This is a genomic window from Pantoea eucalypti (assembly GCF_009646115.1).
GTDB classification, from domain to species: Bacteria; Pseudomonadota; Gammaproteobacteria; order Enterobacterales; family Enterobacteriaceae; genus Pantoea; species Pantoea eucalypti.
The window spans coordinates 511012-528811 of the sequence record NZ_CP045720.1 but is presented as its reverse complement, the minus strand read 5'-3'; the positions used below and the strand labels follow the sequence as shown (position 1 = coordinate 528811).

Here is a 17800-nt window from a genome sequence, read left to right as displayed (position 1 = left end):
TTTGATAATGAGGCTATCGCTTCGGTTAAAGCACAAAGCTGTGGATAACTCTGTTCAAAAACAATTTACAGATCGCCGTAAAGGGCGCAGATGATGGGATGCAGTGTTGTGGATAACCTTCAGGAAACAATCAAAACCCCGCGGCGCAAAACAGCCGGAAAACGGACTGAAACAGGGTGATGTAAATCTGGAGCGGGAAACGAGACTCGAACTCGCGACCCCGACCTTGGCAAGGTCGTGCTCTACCAACTGAGCTATTCCCGCATAGAAGGGCACTGCTTAATCAAAACTGGAGCGGGAAACGAGACTCGAACTCGCGACCCCGACCTTGGCAAGGTCGTGCTCTACCAACTGAGCTATTCCCGCAAAGAGGTTACTGCTTACATTTTAAAACTGGAGCGGGAAACGAGACTCGAACTCGCGACCCCGACCTTGGCAAGGTCGTGCTCTACCAACTGAGCTATTCCCGCGCCTTGTACCGTTAATAAATTCTTCACCGGTACGGGGTGCGCATTATACGAGAAATCGTTGCTGCTGCAAGCGTCTGAAAGCAAATATTTTCGCTTTCAGCGCGTTTGATGATTAAAACAGCAAACTGGTGATTTCATGCGCACCCTCAGTGGATTAAAGCTGCAAAAAGTGTTCGCGGTAGTAAGCCAGCTCCGCGACAGACTCACGGATATCATCCAGCGCCTGGTGCGTACCACCTTTTTTGAAGCCAGGCAGGATCTCCGGTTTCCAGCGACGTGCCAGCTCTTTCAACGTACTGACATCCAGATAGCGATAATGGAAATACGCTTCCAGTTCAGGCATGTACTTAAACAGGAAGCGACGATCCTGCCCGATACTGTTACCACAGATAGGCGACGTGTTCGCCGGAACCCACTGTTTCAGAAACTCAATGGTCGCCAGCTCTGCTGCGCGATCGTCAATCTGACTCTCCTTCACCCGCGCAACCAGACCGCTGTTGGTATGGGTGCGGACATTCCACTCATCCATCAGCGCCAGCTGCGCATCGGACTGATGGACCGCCATGACCGGACCTTCTGCCAGAATGTTCAGGTTGGCGTCAGTCACCAGGGTTGCAATCTCAATAATGCGATCGTGCGTCGGATCCAGTCCGGTCATCTCAAGATCAATCCAGATCAGATTCTGTTCATTTCCAGTAGCCATGCTTTTTCCTGCGGTTGCTGTAGTCGTCATTCACGATGAATAAGGTGTATCATAGACGTTTTGCCCAGCCGGGCGAAATCTGGCTAACGCTGTGAGGGTGAGTGAGTAAAAATAAACTGTCGAAGGGCCAACAACGTCGCGTAAGCGCTAACCACGATCGCCGTCTCAACCAACGCAGAGAGCGTCCGGAAGCGGATGACAACATGTTTGGTGAAGCTGCAGATGGGGTCGTTGTCAGTCGTTTTGGCATGCATGCTGATGTTGAGGATAGCGCAGGCGTCACCCACCGCTGCAATATCCGCCGCACGATCCGTTCTCTGGTAACGGGCGACCGGGTGATGTGGCGTCCGGCCACCAGCGGCGGCAAAGGCATTGTTGAAGCGGTGCATGAGCGCACCAGCGTATTAACCCGCCCCGATTTCTACGACGGCGTGAAGCCCATGGCGGCGAATATCGATCAGATCATTATCGTCTCTGCGATCCTGCCGGAACTGTCGCTTAACATCATCGATCGCTATCTGGTCGCCAGCGAAACGCTGGACATCGAACCGTTACTGGTCCTGAACAAAACCGATCTGCTGGATGACAAGGCGCGCGCCTTTGTCGATCAACAGATGGATATCTATCGCAACATTGGCTACCGCGTAGTGATGGTCTCCAGCCGGGCAAAAAACGGCCTGGACGATCTGAAAGCGGCCCTGACCGACCGCGTGAGTATTTTTGCTGGTCAGTCCGGTGTGGGTAAATCGAGTCTGTTGAATGCCCTGCTCGGCTTCGACAAAGAAGAGCAGGTCGCGATTCTGACCAACGAAGTGTCGGATGGCTCTGGCTTAGGCCAGCACACCACGACCGCATCGCGGCTGTATCACTTCCCGCACGGCGGCGACGTGATCGATTCTCCTGGCGTCCGTGAGTTTGGTTTGTGGCATCTGGAGCCGGAACAGGTAACACGCGGCTTTGTCGAATTCCGCCCCTTCCTGGGCTATTGCAAATTCCGCGATTGTAAACATGACAGCGATCCGGGCTGTGCCATTCGTGAAGCGGTCGAACAGGGAAAAATCAACCGGTCCCGTTTCGCTAACTACCACCGCATCCTGGAGAGCATGGCGCAGGTAAAAACGCGTAAAAATTTCCCTGATAGCGAAAATTAATCGGTATAACCGCGTCTGAACGGATAAGCCGGCGCTTTTTGCGAAGTGCGTTCCAGTGGTGCGTTCAGGCCGTGCAGCGTGCCGGAAATCGCGTATAGTCGCCATCTGAACGGGGCGCTGCTACAATCCGTCCCCTTTTTTACAACGTCCTGAAATAGCCAGGAGGCTAAGGTGTTTGATCGTTTAAAACTCGGCTTGAATCATATTCTCCCGAAGAAATGGCTGACTGAACTTGCCGGTTGGGGCGCCAGTCGCCGCGGTGGTTGGTTGACCAAACTGGTCATTGACATCTTTGTCTGGTTTTACAAAGTCGATATGGCGGAAGCGCGTAAGCCTGATACCGCAAGCTATCGCACGTTTAATGACTTTTTCGTTCGTCCGCTCAAAGACGATGCGCGTCCGCTGGATGCTGACGCCAGCCTCATTGCCCTGCCTGCGGATGGTGCGATCAGTCAGCTCGGCCATATTCATGGCGATCAGATTTTCCAGGCTAAAGGTCATCACTACACCATTGATGCCCTGCTGGCCGGCGATGAGCGGATGGCCGCTCAATTTGTGGAGGGTGAGTTCGTCACTACCTATCTGGCTCCACGCGATTATCACCGCGTCCACATGCCGTGTAACGGTATCCTGCGTGAGATGATTTACGTGCCCGGAGACCTCTACTCTGTAAATCCGCTGACCGCGCGTAACATTCCTAACCTGTTTGCCCGTAACGAGCGCGTTATCTGCTACTTCGAAACCGATATCGGCCCGATGGTGCAGATCCTGGTGGGTGCCACCATTGTCGGCAGTATTGAGACCGTCTGGGCTGGCACGATAACGCCGCCTCGTGAAGGCGTAATTAAGCGCTGGCATTATCCGGCTGCGGACGACGAAGGCGCCGTGGTTTTGCTGAAAGGTCAGGAAATGGGCCGCTTTAAACTCGGCTCTACCGTCATCAACCTGTTCGCGCCCGGTCGCGTCAAGCTGGCGGAAAGCCTGGAAGCAGAAAGCAAAACCCGTCTGGGTCAACCGCTGGCGATTGCGCTGCCGGTCGCCACAGACATTTCCGACGTCATTGTCGATTAAATTGAGTGTCCTCTGTGCGTTCGATTCTCCTCCTGCTGCTGAGCCTGTGGCTCAGCAGCCCGGCCTTCGCGGCCAGCCTTCCTGATGCCAGCCAGCTCAAACAGCAGCTGGAAGAGATAAAATCGGCCAAGAGCTCTCCGGCTCAGGCCGAACAGATCCAGACGATTGAAGCCGCCTTAAACTTCCTCTCAGAACGTGATGATTCCCTGGAGCGCGCGGCGCAATATCAGCAGGTGATTGATGACTTCCCGCGTCTGGCGCGCGAATTGCGTCAGCAGATTGCTGCGCTGAGTGACAACGGAAAAACGGTGCGAAGCAACATGAGCAGCGCCGAGCTGGATCAGGAGATCCTGCAGGTTAGCAGCCAGTTGCTGGAAGAGGGCCGTCAGGCGCGCCAGGAGCAGGATCGAGCGCGGGAAATCAGTGATTCACTATCGCAGCTTCCACAGCAGCAGACGGAAGCGCGTCGGGCGATGACGGAGAGTGAACGCCGGCTGCAGGGCGTCAGCAGCAGTTCACCGCAGGGCCAGTTGCAGCTGGCAGCACGTCAGGCAGAAAGTGCCGCGAATAAAGCACTCGTCGATGAACTTGAGCTGGCACAGCTCTCTGCCAATAATCGTCAGGAACTGGCGCGGATGCGGGCTGAAGCCCACCAGCGCAAAGCCACTCAGCTCGACAACTATCTGCAGGCGCTGCGTAACCAGCTCAACGATCAGCGGCAACGCGAAGCGGAAGTAGCACTTGCCCGCACCGAGCAACTGGCGGAAAACAGTGGCGATCTGCCCCCAGAGATTAGCGATCAGTTTCGGGTTAACCGTGAACTCTCGGTTGCCCTGAATCAACAGGCGCAGCGCATGGATCTGGTGGCATCGCAGCAGCGGCTGGCGACTAATCAGATTATTCAGGTCCGTCAGGCGCTCTCTACACTGCGCGAGCAGTCCCAGTGGCTGGGGGCTTCTAATCTGCTGGGCGAAGCGCTTCGGGCACAGGTTGCGCGCCTGCCGGAGATGCCTAAGTCGCAGCAGATTGACAATGAGATGGCACAGCTTCGCGTACAGCGTCTCTATTATGAAGATCTGCTGGAGCGCCAGGAGACGCTGCGCAAGGGACGACAGGCCGATGGTCAACCCTTTACTGCTGAACAGAAGCGTATTCTTGATGCACAGCTACGCACCCAGCGGGAACTGCTTAATTCGCTGATATCTGGCTGTGACACGCTGATTCTGGAGATTACCAAGCTCAAAGTCGGCAACACCCAGTTGCAGGATGCGCTGACGGAAGTCAAAGACGCGACCCACCGCTATCTTTTCTGGACCGCCGATGTCAGTCCGATCGGTTTAAGTTATCCGCTGGATCTGGCCAAAGATCTTTCCCGTCTGCTGTCGCTGGATACGCTGGGTCAGCTTGGCAAAGCGATGGCGATGATGTTTACCAGCCGCAATTCGGTGATCCCCATTATGGGTGCCTTGCTGCTGGTCGGCTTCAGCATCAGTTCTCGTCGTCACTTCAATGCTTTCCTTGATCGCTCCGCCAGCAAAGTCGGCAAGGTCACCCAGGATCGTTTCCGCCTGACCATCCGCACCGTGTTCTGGTCGATCCTGGTGGCGCTACCGCTACCGGTATTGTGGGGGGCATTGGGTTATGGTCTGCAGAACGCCTGGCCCTACCCTATCGCCGTGGCAATTGGTGATGGTATTACCGCCACGCTGCCGCTGCTGTGGGCGTTTATGATCAGCGCCGCCTTTGCCCGTCCCAACGGACTCTTCATTGTGCATTTCCGCTGGCCGCAAAATCGGGTGGCGCGCGCCATGCGCTACTACTCGCTGAGTATCGGCCTGATTGTGCCGCTTATTATGCTGCTGATCGCCTTTGGCAATCTGGAGGATCGACAGTTCTCCTCGTCACTGGGCCGTCTCTGTTTCATCCTGATTTGCGGGGCAATCAGCATTGTTACCGTCAGCCTGAAACGTTCCGGCATTCCGCTTTATCTCGATAAAGAAGGAAATGGCGAGAACATGGTGAACCGGATGCTGTGGAACCTGATGATCGCCATGCCACTGATGGCTGCCCTCGCCTCTGCTGTGGGTTATCTGGCTACTGCGCAGGCGCTGCTGGCGCGACTGGAGACCTCCGTCGCCATCTGGTTTCTGCTTCTGGTTATCTATCACATTATCCGCCGCTGGATGCTGATTCAGCGCCGTCGTCTTGGCTTTGATCGCGCCCGTCAGCGTCGTGCCGATATGCTGGCTAACCGTGCGCGCAATGAAGAAGAGAAGGAGCAAGGCTCTCTGAATACCGACGCGATTGAGATCGAAGAGCCTGTGATCGATCTGGATGCGATCAGTGCACAGTCACTGCGGCTGGTGCGCTCGATCCTGACGCTGATCGCTCTGGTCTCTGTGATTGTGCTGTGGTCAGAGATCCACTCGGCCTTCGGCTTCCTGGAAAATATTCAGCTGTGGGATGTCAGTACGTCCGTACAGGGCGTCGAGTCGATTCAACCCATCACGCTGGGGTCAGTCCTGATCGCTATTCTGGTGTTTATTATCACCACGCAGCTTGTGCGTAACATGCCCGCACTGCTTGAACTGGCGTTATTACAGCATCTCAATCTGACGCCTGGCACAGGTTATGCCATCACCACACTGACCAAATATCTGCTGCTATTGATTGGCGGGCTGATTGGTTTCTCAATGATCGGCATTGAGTGGTCAAAACTGCAGTGGCTGGTTGCAGCACTGGGTGTGGGACTGGGGTTTGGTCTGCAGGAGATTTTTGCCAACTTTATCTCTGGCCTGATTATCCTGTTCGAAAAGCCCATTCGTATCGGCGATACCGTGACGATCCGTGATCTGACCGGTAGTATCACGCGGATTAATACCCGTGCGACCACCATTACCGACTGGGACCGCAAAGAGATCATCGTGCCCAACAAGGCCTTTATCACCGAGCAGTTTATTAACTGGTCGCTGTCAGATTCCGTCACGCGCGTGGTACTGACTATTCCGGCACCGGCGAAAGTGAGTAGTGAGCAGGTCACAACCATTCTGATTCAGGCGGCTGAGCGCTGCAGCTATGTGCTGGACACGCCGCAACCAGAAGCCTTCCTGGTCGATCTGCAGCAGGGAATTCAGTTGTTTGAACTCCGTGTGCATGCTGCGGAGATGGGACACCGAATGCCGCTGCGCCACGAGCTGCATCAGTTGATTCTGAGCGGATTTGACCAGCACGGTATTGAGATGCCGTTCCCGCCATTCCAGATGCGTATGGAGACCCTGGGCAAGAAGCTGCCTGCCAGCAACGGGGCGCCTGCAGCCCGCGCCTATAAATCTGGCGGCCTGTAATGCAAAACGCCCGGCAAAGCCGGGCGTTATTACAACTCTGAGCCGTCAGTTACTGCTTAACGAACTCTTCGCCCTGAGCGATATCTTTCTTCAGCGTGTCCAGCATGCCTGACAGCGCCTGCTGTTCGAACGCGCTGAGAGTACCAATTGGCATGCGTTCAGCAATGCCGTTTTTACCTAACAGCAATGGCTGAGAGAAGAAGCGGGCATGTTCACCCTCACCTTCCACGTAAGCACACTCCACCACATTCGCCTCACCCTTCAGTGCACGAACCAGTGATAAACCGAAACGTGCAGCTGCCTGGCCCATCGACAGCGTGGCCGAACCGCCACCCGCTTTGGCTTCCACCACTTCGGTACCGGCGTTCTGAATGCGTTTGGTCAGATCAGCCACTTCCTGATCGCTGAAGCTGACACCTTTGACCTGCGACAGGAGCGGCAGAATGGTTACACCAGAGTGACCGCCAATGACCGGTACTTCAATCTGATCTGGCTGTTTGCCTTTCAGCGCTGCCACGAAGGTATTGGCACGGATGATGTCCAGTGTGGTGACACCGAACAGGCGATTTTTGTCGTAAACGCCATGCTTTTTCAGCACTTCTGCCGCAATCGCAACGGTGGTGTTAACCGGATTGGTAATAACACCAATCAATGCTTCAGGCGCCGTGGTAGCGACCTGTTCGATCAGGTTCCGAACAATACCAGCGTTAACGTTAAACAGGTCTGCGCGATCCATACCAGGTTTACGTGCGACACCCGCGGAAATCAGTACCACATCTGCACCTTGTAAGGCGGGGGTGGCATCTTCTCCACTGAACCCCTGGATAGACACTGCAGTAGGAATATGGCTGAGATCGACGGCAACGCCCGGTGTAACCGGCGCGATGTCATACAGTGAGAGTTCTGAACCTGCAGGAAGCTGGGTTTTGAGCAGAAGTGCGAGCGCCTGGCCTATGCCGCCAGCGGCACCGAGAACGGCAACTTTCATTCTTAACTCCTTATTAAGGTGGGGCAGAGATGGGCCGAAATTCTATCTGTGTCAGACCTTAATCAACTGCTCAGGCGATGATAAATATCCGCTGTTAATTCTACGTGTTTTCACACTTAATCGCCGGATTCAAAAGTTACTTATCATTGCGCCTGAATGACCGACAACTTTGCCGTCGTCAGACAGAGAACGGCTGTGAGCGTTTTCTGTTGCTATTTCTGTTACTACACCACCAATAATATAACAACTTTGCAACCTTCGCCTTCCGGGGCTGTGACGGGGGTTTTGGTCTGAGCGTATTTATTTGCTATTATCGCCGCCCGCTAGCCGCCCGAACCCTGCTCATCAATCGACCGATTGCATAAAAATGCATTAAAATGCATAATCACCACTCTGCCGCAGGCGGCTGCGCGGTTATTCTCTCTATTTATTGGTAACCTATGCGAAACCCATCGAAACAAGACGATCTGATCAAGGCTTTTAAAGCCTTATTAAAAGAAGAAAAATTCAGTTCCCAGGGCGAAATTGTTCAGGCGCTTCAGGATCAGGGCTTTGAAAATATCAATCAGTCCAAAGTCTCGCGCATGCTAACCAAGTTTGGCGCTGTGCGCACCCGCAATGCCAAGATGGAGATGGTCTATTGCCTGCCTGCTGAGCTGGGTGTGCCGACCACGACAAGTCCGTTAAAAAACCTGGTACTGGATATCGACTACAACGATGCGCTGGTGGTAATTCATACCAGCCCGGGCGCAGCACAGCTGATTGCACGCCTGCTGGATTCACTGGGTAAGTCGGAAGGGATTCTTGGCACCATTGCTGGCGATGACACGATCTTTATCACCCGTGCGCGTGACTTCACGGTTAAGCAACTGCACAGCGCAATCCTGAACCTGTTTGAACAGGAACTGTGATTACTGACTGACGGCCTGCACTCCCGTGCCAGGTCGTCAGTTTTTTTTCTCTTCTCATCGTGTTACATCTCACTGTTCCGCTGCTTAATGTGTCATAAGCCCGTTTTCATGCGCCTGACAGTCAGACATATCGCTAACTCTGCTTCACTATTTGCGCTATTTTACACTGCTTTACATCACCGATCCGGTAACATTGCCCGGATCCAGATCAAACTCCAGTCCAATCCCCGCCAACTTTCGCACTAAACGTTAAAGTGATCTATCTCACTGTTTTTGTGATTAAAAAACCCTCAAAGGCTACTTTTTAACCCCTTTTTATAACGTTAAGTTATTAAAAGTAGCCATAAGGATAAAGAATCACAAAAAAACATTATTAGCGGAGTATTAATTTCTGTCGTTATTAGTTCTATACTTCTTTTCGTGATGCAAATCACACTAACTAAAAAGATAAAAATAGACGACGAGGAAATATCTATGAACGTAAAAACTACCATCGCTGCCCTGAGCATTCTCTCTGCCCTTTCATTTGGTGCAGTTGCCGCAGAATCTATCGATGCCTCTCAGGCACAGGATCTGCATGCAGTCGGCACCATCAGTGTCAGCGGCGTTGCCGGTTCACCGATGGATATCAAGCAGCAACTCAGTGACAAAGCCGATCAGCAGGGCGCAAAAGCCTATCGCGTGATTGAGGCCTACAACAACGGCAATTATCACGCTACCGCCGCACTCTATAACTAAGGCGTAGCCCGATAATGCCAGTGGTTCTCCGTCTGACGCGCCCTTTGCGCTCCGGAGAGCTGAAGCAAATAATTCAGGAGATTTGACCATGAAAACGAAATTAGCGATTGCCGCACTGAGTCTCGCTTCACTGTTCTCAGTAGGTGCCAGTGCTGCAAGCCTGGTGTCCAATGAGCAGGCACAGGGCCTGCAATCAATGAATCAGACCATCAGTATTGGTGGACGTAACGGTGACCAGACGCATGTCCGTCAGGTCCTGTCTGAGAAAGCGGACGCACAGGGTGCAAGCCACTATCGCATCATCGAAAACAACCAGGATAACACCTGGCATGTCACCGCTGAGCTTTATAAATAATTAACCGTGATGGCGCCTGAAGGCGCATGAAAATATCGACGACCCGCCTTTATGAGTAACCGCAGGTTGTTGATTGTATTGAGGAGATAATCATGAATATCAAAACAACCATCGCTACAGTCAGTCTGCTTTCCGTTATGGCGTTCGGCGCATCTGCTGCGCAGCTGGTAACCGGCGATCAGACGCAGAACCTGCAGCCTGCGGGCACCGTAAGCATCAGTGGAACCGCGGGTGCACCAATGGATTACCGTGCAGCGCTTTCACAGAAAGCGGATGAACAAGGTGCCAGCGCCTATAAAGTCATTGAAGCGCGCACGGGTGATAACTACCACATCACCGCACAGCTTTATAAGTAATTCCTCGTCAGATTTATGACGAACCCTTTGGCCCCGCTCGCCGGGGCCTTTTTTTATCTGACGTGTTATCTGACGTTAAAGTGCAGCCTGCCTTCCAGCTCCTCTTCCGCTTCATCAAATAACAGAATCAGCGCACCATAGCGACGCCGCTGTCCCCTGCCGAGATTTATAAATTCAATCTCCAGTGGCATGGGTAACAGATCGCTCGTCACGACATCCCATAATCCATCCAGGTCGCAGATGCGGCGTTCCTCCAGCGTAAAACGCTCGCTGAACTGGCGGAAAAAATGGGCCTGATCGACAATTTCATTAAAATCAAAACGCTCGATTTTCATGCTGACGGCTCCCATGCTCCGTCTGCGGGCGGCCTTTGCCGCCCCCGTTCATGTCCGCTAGTTCAAACCGCCCAGATGCAGCGCTTTGACCTCCAGATACTCCTCCATGCCAAGTACCGAGCCTTCTCGGCCCAGACCCGACTCTTTAACACCACCAAAGGGTGCCAGCTCGGTTGAAACAGCACATTCATTAATACCGATCATGCCACTTTCCAGCGCCGCTGAAACACGGAACACCCGTTGCAGATTTTGAGTGTAAAAGTAAGCGGCAAGACCAAACGGCGTATCGTTGGCCCGGCGGATGACATCCTCTTCGTCATCAAAGCGGAAACAGGCGGCCACCGGACCAAACGTCTCTTCCTGGGCGAGTTGCATACCTTCATGTGCCTCGGTAATGACGGTCGGCTGCCAGAAGTTGCCGCCCAGTGCATGACGTTCGCCGCCCGCCAGTAATTTGCCACCTTTCGCTACCGCGTCTTTAACGTGCTGCTCAACCTTCTCCACTGCTGAAGCTTCAATTAAGGGGCCGACAATGACGCCCTCTTCCATCCCGTTGCCCACCTTCAGCGCGTTCACTTCGGCAGCCAGTTGTTGTGTGAAGCGGTCATAGACGGCATTGTGAATGTAAAAGCGATTAACGCTGACACACACCTGGCCCGCATTACGAAATTTGTTGGCAATCGCACCCTGAACGGCAGCCTCAATGTCGGCATCGTCGAACACGATATAAGGGGCATTCCCGCCAAGCTCCATCGATACTTTTTTCATGGTTTCGGCGGCATTGCGCATCAGCAGCTTGCCCACCTGGGTAGAGCCGGTGAACGAGATTTTGCGCACCACTTTGCTGGCCATGATTGCATCGCTGATAGCATGAGTATCACCCGCGACCGCGTTCAGTACGCCATCTGGCACGCCTGCCTGCTTCGCCAGTGCCAGCAAGGCAAAGGCGGAAAGTGGCGTGTTGTTGGCGGGTTTGATAATGCCGGTACAGCCTGCTGCCAGAGCCGGGCCCAGTTTGCGGGTCAGCATTGCCATCGGGAAATTCCACGGCGTGATGGCAGCCACTACGCCAATCGGCTCGCGGGTGGCCAGAATACGGGAGCCTGGTTTTGCGGGTGGAATGATCTCTCCGTTAGCTCGTTTCGCCTGCTCGGCAAACCACTGGATAAAACTGGCGGCATACTCGACTTCCCCTTCCGCCTCTTTCAGGGGCTTGCCTTGTTCGGTCGTCATTAGCTGTCCAAGCCAGCGCTTATTCTCAATGATCAACTGATACCAGCGAGTAAGAATGTCAGCGCGCTCTTTCGCCGTCTTCGCCCGCCAGGCAGGAAAGGCTCGTTCTGCGGCGGCGATCGCCTGTTCCGTTTCAGCTTTCCCTGCTTTTGCCACCTGTGCAATCACCTCACCGGTTGCCGGGTTAGTGACGTCAAAAGTGGAGGCAGCCTGATGCCACTGACCGTCCGCTAAATAGCCGGTCCGGAACAGTTCGCTCTCTTGCAGTGATTTCATTGATTCGCTCCTGTCAGTTTTACGCTTCCGTCTGAAGAGTATAGTTGGCAAAAGCGACAGATTTTGTGTCAGGCGGGGATTGCGCTGGCCGCTGCAGGTGACAGCGGCCAGTTTCAGATTTGGATGAGCGTGTTCTGATACTTATCCAGCATCATCGCCAGTCGTTTTACGGGTTCTGTTACGCTGACGGGTGCATCGTAATGGACCAGTTTCTCCTGATAGACATCCAGCTCCTTCAGCAGACGCTCAAAGTAGTAACGGCGCTTGTCGTCGCTGCTGGCGGAGATCACCCGATCTGCGGTGTAACGCAGTTGTCGGTGATACGCAGAGAGGTCTGCGTTAACCGGCACGTCTGCATCACGTAAGCGCTGATGGCCAATAATCAGTGTCAGCGCGATGCGATATTTATTGATATCGCCCGGAAACAGATTCAGCAGCAAAAACAGTTGCTGATAGAGCGCTGGCAAATGGTTTTCACGCCGCCGCGCCTGATTGGTGGTCATGGCGGAGACGGCCGCATACATAAAGCGATTCAGCAGTTTGCGTCCGGTGCGCGCCTTTGATTTATCACGAATTAACAGGATCACCATCATTGCCACAAAGCAGCCGATAACCTGTCCGAGCACGTTGTCCAGAAAGACATTGGTGTGAAATTGCATCGGATTATCAAGAACCACGACGTTGAGGGTACCAATTAACGCGCCCAGCGTGCCGATCTGACGCCGCTGGATAAAGATGCCAGCGATAAAGCCCAGCACGCCAATTGCGATACAGAGCAGCAATGCGCTCTGCTGAGTAGCAGGGAGAACATACATAAAGTAGAGCCCGCCCAGCGGAACCGCGACTGTCATGCCATAGAGAAAATCTTTGGCCATCATCAGTGGATTAGGCATACGCATTGCCAGTGCGGTGATTACTGCCAGCATTACCATACAGCCACTGCCTGAGGTCCAGCCGGTATAAAGCCAGAACAGTGAACCCAGCGCGGTGGCAACAAAGGTACGAATACCATTGATCATGGCATGATGTGTTTCAGCGGAACGCGCCTGAATCACCACTTCCCGCTGTAAAATCTCCTCTTCCAGCGAGGTGATTCGGCTGTTGCTTTTAATACCATTGAGCAGCAGGAGATATTCGGTGGCAGTGCTAACCCAACTGGCCAGCGTGACCGGCGTCGATTTGCCACTGGCACCGATCACCCGCCGCATCACTTTCATCCGCTTGTGCACCTCTTCAACCGTCGACGCGGGCTTTTCAACCATCAAACGATATTGAGGCGGAATGTAGTCAGGGCGAGAATTCTGAATGAGGAAGGTTTCAGCAGCCTGCGTAATCAGCGTCAGCGACAACGTGTTCAGCATCTGCAAACGGCGGTGACTGTTCTTCCAGCGTGAAGACTCCATCATCAGCTGGCTGCGCATGCTGTTCAGGGCTGAAGTGCGACGCACCAGGGCTCCCCATGCTTTGTCGACCTCTTCTTTATCACCATGTGCGACGCAGAGTTGCAGCAGGTGATAATGCGCCACCAGCAGCGAATCCACTTCGGCGTCGATCACTTTTTTGATTGAACGTGGCGAGAAGATCATGTCGGCCAGAATGGCACACAAAATACCGAGAACGATTTCACTGCAACGCTCAACGGCGTATTGCGGTACCAGTGTCAGACCGCCGCTGGCGTTGGCCGTGACCACAATAATGAGCGCCGTGTAGCCCGCCAGTCCCAGTGCGTAAGAGTTTTCAACTTTGATCAGCGACGAGAGCCAGACGCAGAGCCCTGCCCAGATGCAGCACAGCAGCAGCATCACGACCGGCGCACGAACGGTGGCAATCATGATGGTCAGCGCGGCAATACACCCAATGAATGTCCCGATAATACGCAAAACACCGCGATAACGCAGCGCCCCGGAATAGGGATCGCCACCGGCCGCAAACGCGGTGCCGCCCGCCACGATCCCGGCGGTCATTACTGCCCAGCGTGGCGTTTCAAGGTTCAGGTGGAACCCCACCATCAGCGCTAATACCAGCGCAAAGGTGAGTTTTACCGGGAAACGCAGAAACTGGATCATATCGCCCTCTTAACCAAACTCACGCAGGCGATTAAACAGTCGGATCATCGGTGACACCTGTTCAGGCTGACGATCGACCTGACCCGTTATCACCACCGTTGCCGTGGTTCCTGCCGGGAAGCGATTACCTGGCTGATCATCCAGCCGAATTCGCACAGGCACACGCTGCGCCAAACGGACCCACTCCAGGTTGGAGTCCACTGTTGCCATGCCTTTACTGTCGACCGAACTGCTGCTATTGGTCACGCCAGCCGCCACACTATCGACCGTGCCACGCAATACAATGTTGCTGCCAAGCGGCGTAACTTCCGCGCGGTAACCCTTCTCAACACCGTGCAGTTTGGTCTCTTCCAGGTAAGCCAGTACATAGAAGGAGTGCTTCTGAACCAGCGCTACTGCCACAGAACCGCGGGTAATAAACTCACCCTGGTAGACATTAAGGTTAGTGACCCAGCCGTCAGATGGCGCTTTTACAGTGGTGCGTTCAAGGTCAATCGCCGCCAGATCGCGTGTTGCCACCGATTTCGCCAGCTGATGCTCACTGGTTTGCAGATCGTTATTGGATTGCTCGATAGCCTCGCGCGACATCGCGGAGGTACCAAGCTGATTTCGGCGTCCGGCTTCGCGACGTTTCTCACTCACCAGTGCCTGATAGTACTCAACATCCGCCTGTGCCTGATCAAGCGCTTTCTGATAGCGCGGCCGATCAACCACAAACAGCGTATCGCCCTTTTTAACCAGCTGATTGTCGTGTACCGGAACATCGGTAATGAGGCCGGTGACGTCAGGCGAAATCGCCACCACGTCTGCCGCGAAACGTGCATCCCGGGTCCAGGGCGATTCGGTGTAGAACACCCAGGCGCGGAAAATGATTACCACAGCGATGATGACCAGCAGAATAGTGATCGCGTAGCGCGCGATTTTTCTTATGAGTGCTTTCACTTCAACCTCAGACTAATAAACGGGAGACAAGGTAAAACACACAGCAGTAAAGCGCTGTATTAAAAAGTGCCGGATGCCAGACAAGATCGTAGATACCGCTCGGCGTGAGCACACGTTTCACTAACCAGAACAGCATCAGTGAAATAATAAGTTCGATGAAAACGGGCGGAAAAGAGAGCCCAAACATGACAAATACCGGAAGCACACTCATCAAAAATCCTTAGTTCGACCTTGCCGGGATACTCCTTTGCCTTTTCAGATTTCGCGGGAAAACCATCTGGCAGCGCTATCCGAACCGCAGCTGGCTTAATAATAGCGTATCATCGAAGGGTATCAGGCAATGAAGAATCACCGGGAAATACCCCGGCGCGCATATAGTAACGCGCCTGACTATACGTTTTCTACAGAATGTGATCTAAATCACTTTTAAGCCAGAGTAAATAATGGAACGACTGAAAGGCATGTCTGTCTTCGCCAGAGTGGTCGAACTGGGTTCGTTTACCGCCGCGGCACGCCAGCTTCATCTTAGCGTCTCATCAATTAGCCAGATTGTCGCGAAACTGGAAGATGCATTGCAGGTTAAGCTGCTGAATCGCAGCACCCGCAGTATCGGGCTGACCGAAGCGGGTAAAATCTATTATCAGGGTTGTCGCCGTATGCTGGCCGAAGCGACGCAGGTGCATGAGCAGCTCTATGCGTTTAACAACACGCCCATTGGCGAGCTGCGAATCGGCAGCTCCTCAACCATGGCGCAGAATGTGTTAGCCGGCATGACCAGCGACATGCTGCGGGAGTACCCGGGACTGAGTGTGAATCTGGTTACCGGTGTACCGGCGCCGGATTTGATTGCGGATGGTCTGGATCTGGTGATTCGGGTGGGCGCACTAAAAGACTCCAGCCTCTTTTCACGTCGTCTTGGTGCCATGCCAATGGTGGTGTGCGCTGCAAAAAGCTATCTGACGCAGCATGGCACGCCCGAGAAACCAGCTGACATTGATAATTTTTCCTGGCTGGAATATAGCGTACGGCCCGACAACAATTTCGAGCTGATTGCGCCGGAAGGCCTGGTGACCCGCCTGTCACCGCAGGGACGTTTCGTGACGAATGATTCTCTGACGCTGATCCGCTGGCTGAAGTCGGGCAATGGCATCGCCTATGTGCCAATGATGTGGGTGATTAATGAGATCAACGCGGGTGAGATCGATATTCTTTTTCCGCAGTATCAGTCCGATCCGCGGCCGGTCTACGCACTCTATACCGAGAAAGATAAGTTGCCGCTTAAGGTGCAGGTCTGTATCGATTACCTGACCGGCTATTTTGAACAGGTGGCTGAACAGTATCAGCAGCACCGTAAAAGCTAACAACCCGCCAGGTGGCGGGTTGTTGAGGTCACATCAGGCGGTGCCGCCGATGGTCAGTTTATCCAGCTTCAGCGTAGGCTGACCGACACCGACCGGCAGGCTCTGGCCCTCTTTACCGCAGACGCCCACGCCTTTATCCAGCGCCAGGTCGTTACCCACCATCGAGATCTGCTGCATCGCTTCAATGCCGGAGCCAATCAGCGTGGCACCTTTGACCGGTTTGGTGATTTTGCCGTTCTCAATCAGATAAGCCTCTGAGGTTGAGAAGACAAATTTGCCGGAGGTGATATCCACCTGACCGCCCCCAAAGTTTGGCGCATAGATGCCGTACTCAACGCTTTCAATAATATCCTGCGGTGATGATTTGCCTGCCAGCATGTAGGTGTTGGTCATGCGCGGCATCGGCAGATGGGCGTAGGATTCGCGGCGTCCGTTACCGGTCGGGCTGACGCCCATCAGTCGCGCATTGAGCTTGTCCTGCATGTAGCCTTTCAGCACACCATTCTCAATCAGCATGTTGTACTGGCCGGGAACGCCTTCATCATCCACCGCCAGTGAACCGCGCAGCCCTTCGAGGGTGCCGTCATCCACCACGGTACAGAGTTCAGACGCAACCTGCTGACCGATTTTACCGCTGAACACTGAGGTGCCACGGCGGTTAAAGTCGCCTTCCAGACCGTGACCAACTGCTTCATGCAACAGGACGCCAGGCCAGCCCGCACCCAGCACCACCGGCAATGCGCCGGCAGGTGCCGCTACAGCAGAGAGATTAACCAACGCCATGCGCACCGCTTCACGCGCCCAGGCATCAGCGCGCACTTCGCCATTTTCATCTTCAAGGAAGAACGTATAACCGGTACGCGCACCGCCGCCGCTTGCGCCGCGTTCACGCTTGCCCTGATCTTCAACCTGAACGCTGATAGAGAGGCGAACCAGCGGACGAACGTCAGCCGCCAGTGTGCCGTCAGTCGCGGCCACCAGCACCTGTTCGTAAACACCGGTCAGGCTGGCATTGACTTCCTGCACGCGCGGATCAGCCGCACGGGCCACTTTATCAACGCGATGCAGCAGGGCAATTTTATCTTCACGTGTCAGGCTGCTCAGCGGATCGACCGCAGAATAGAGCGGACGGTTCATTACGGCAGAGAGCGTGTGTGCCTTGCCATTTCCCTGTTCACGTACGATGCTACGTGCCGCTTCAGAGGAGAGACGCAGTGCATTCAGTGTGATCTGGTCTGCATAGGCGAAGCCGGTTTTCTCCCCGCTGACCGCGCGAACGCCCACACCCTGATCGATATGGTATGAGCCATCTTTAATAATTTTATCTTCCAGCACCCAGGATTCGTGAAAGCTGGATTGAAAATAGAGATCGGCATAATCCAGACGACGTTCTGAAAGCTGCCCTAACAGGGAAAATAGGTCCTGCTGATTAATGCCGTTAGCAGTCAGTAACTGCTCACTTACCAGGTTCAGAGTCATCGTTTCTCACTCATTATGTGC

16 protein-coding genes and 3 tRNA genes are annotated in these 17800 nt (G+C 54.0%); 8 read left to right on the top strand and 11 right to left on the bottom strand.

The features are described 5' to 3' along the window. Positions 1 to 188: 188 nt before the first annotated feature. From EE896_RS02555 to orn, 4 genes are all read right to left on the bottom strand, one after another. Positions 189 to 264 (bottom strand) — tRNA-Gly (locus tag EE896_RS02555). Positions 265 to 290: 26 nt separating this feature from the next. Beyond that, a tRNA-Gly gene (locus tag EE896_RS02550) sits at positions 291 to 366 on the bottom strand. Between the two features lie 28 nt (positions 367 to 394). Further along, positions 395 to 470: transfer RNA gene (locus EE896_RS02545), tRNA-Gly, on the bottom strand. 154 nt (positions 471 to 624) lie between these two features. Then, positions 625 to 1173: an oligoribonuclease gene (gene orn, locus EE896_RS02540; RefSeq protein ID WP_003855299.1), complete on the bottom strand. Its 549-nt coding sequence runs from the start codon at positions 1171 to 1173 to the stop codon at positions 625 to 627. 101 nt (positions 1174 to 1274) lie between these two features. Between orn and rsgA the strand changes: the two genes are divergently transcribed. The 3 genes from rsgA to mscM all read left to right on the top strand — a co-directional run bounded on the left by rsgA (position 1275) and on the right by mscM (position 6739). Continuing rightward, positions 1275 to 2324: a small ribosomal subunit biogenesis GTPase RsgA gene (rsgA, locus tag EE896_RS02535; protein ID WP_008925804.1), complete on the top strand. Its 1050-nt coding sequence runs from the start codon at positions 1275 to 1277 to the stop codon at positions 2322 to 2324. Positions 2325 to 2495: 171 nt separating this feature from the next. Further along, positions 2496 to 3395: an archaetidylserine decarboxylase gene (asd, locus tag EE896_RS02530; protein WP_003855296.1), complete on the top strand. Its 900-nt coding sequence runs from the start codon at positions 2496 to 2498 to the stop codon at positions 3393 to 3395. Positions 3396 to 3409: 14 nt separating this feature from the next. Then, entirely contained in the window at positions 3410 to 6739 is a 3330-nt protein-coding gene (gene mscM, locus EE896_RS02525; RefSeq protein ID WP_140916434.1) for a miniconductance mechanosensitive channel MscM, read from the top strand. A gap of 49 nt (positions 6740 to 6788) precedes the next feature. Here the strand turns inward: mscM and mdh are convergent, their stop codons facing one another. Beyond that, positions 6789 to 7727, bottom strand: a complete 939-nt coding sequence (mdh, locus tag EE896_RS02520; RefSeq protein WP_003855294.1) for a malate dehydrogenase — start codon at positions 7725 to 7727, stop codon at positions 6789 to 6791. Between the two features lie 440 nt (positions 7728 to 8167). On the opposite strand from mdh, the gene argR reads away from it, so the two are divergent. The 4 genes from argR to yhcN (EE896_RS02500) all read left to right on the top strand — a co-directional run bounded on the left by argR (position 8168) and on the right by yhcN (EE896_RS02500) (position 10087). Further along, positions 8168 to 8638: a transcriptional regulator ArgR gene (gene argR / locus EE896_RS02515; RefSeq protein WP_003855293.1), complete on the top strand. Its 471-nt coding sequence runs from the start codon at positions 8168 to 8170 to the stop codon at positions 8636 to 8638. A 474-nt stretch (positions 8639 to 9112) separates the two neighbouring features. Beyond that, entirely contained in the window at positions 9113 to 9376 is a 264-nt protein-coding gene (yhcN, locus tag EE896_RS02510) for a peroxide/acid stress response protein YhcN (RefSeq protein ID WP_078805020.1), read from the top strand. Between the two features lie 88 nt (positions 9377 to 9464). After that, positions 9465 to 9731 (top strand): YdgH/BhsA/McbA-like domain containing protein, encoded by a 267-nt coding sequence (locus tag EE896_RS02505; protein WP_003855289.1) that lies wholly within the window; start codon positions 9465 to 9467, stop codon positions 9729 to 9731. 92 nt (positions 9732 to 9823) lie between these two features. Next, positions 9824 to 10087 carry a peroxide/acid stress response protein YhcN gene (yhcN, locus tag EE896_RS02500; RefSeq protein WP_003855286.1) on the top strand — a complete coding sequence of 88 codons (264 nt, stop codon included), beginning with the start codon at positions 9824 to 9826 and terminating at the stop codon, positions 10085 to 10087. Between the two features lie 65 nt (positions 10088 to 10152). Here yhcN (EE896_RS02500) and EE896_RS02495 read toward each other — a convergent pair whose 3' ends face one another. From EE896_RS02495 to aaeX, 5 genes are all read right to left on the bottom strand, one after another. Next, positions 10153 to 10422, bottom strand: a complete 270-nt coding sequence (locus EE896_RS02495; RefSeq protein ID WP_003855285.1) for a barstar family protein — start codon at positions 10420 to 10422, stop codon at positions 10153 to 10155. Positions 10423 to 10479: 57 nt separating this feature from the next. Then, positions 10480 to 11931, bottom strand: a complete 1452-nt coding sequence (locus EE896_RS02490; RefSeq protein WP_140916433.1) for an NAD-dependent succinate-semialdehyde dehydrogenase — start codon at positions 11929 to 11931, stop codon at positions 10480 to 10482. Between the two features lie 113 nt (positions 11932 to 12044). Beyond that, positions 12045 to 13997: a p-hydroxybenzoic acid efflux pump subunit AaeB gene (gene aaeB, locus EE896_RS02485; RefSeq protein WP_003855280.1), complete on the bottom strand. Its 1953-nt coding sequence runs from the start codon at positions 13995 to 13997 to the stop codon at positions 12045 to 12047. Between the two features lie 9 nt (positions 13998 to 14006). Next, the gene (aaeA, locus tag EE896_RS02480; RefSeq protein WP_140916431.1) at positions 14007 to 14939 is read right to left on the bottom strand and encodes a p-hydroxybenzoic acid efflux pump subunit AaeA; all 933 of its coding nucleotides are present in this window, start codon (positions 14937 to 14939) and stop codon (positions 14007 to 14009) included. Positions 14940 to 14946: 7 nt separating this feature from the next. After that, the gene (aaeX, locus tag EE896_RS02475) at positions 14947 to 15150 is read right to left on the bottom strand and encodes a p-hydroxybenzoic acid efflux pump operon protein AaeX (protein ID WP_003855277.1); all 204 of its coding nucleotides are present in this window, start codon (positions 15148 to 15150) and stop codon (positions 14947 to 14949) included. 232 nt (positions 15151 to 15382) lie between these two features. On the opposite strand from aaeX, the gene aaeR reads away from it, so the two are divergent. After that, positions 15383 to 16300, top strand: a complete 918-nt coding sequence (gene aaeR, locus EE896_RS02470; RefSeq protein WP_003855274.1) for an HTH-type transcriptional activator AaeR — start codon at positions 15383 to 15385, stop codon at positions 16298 to 16300. A 33-nt stretch (positions 16301 to 16333) separates the two neighbouring features. Here the strand turns inward: aaeR and tldD are convergent, their stop codons facing one another. Then, positions 16334 to 17779, bottom strand: coding sequence for a metalloprotease TldD (gene tldD, locus EE896_RS02465; RefSeq protein WP_039659443.1), 1446 nt, complete (start codon positions 17777 to 17779; stop codon positions 16334 to 16336). Between the last annotated feature and the right edge of the window lie 21 nt (positions 17780 to 17800).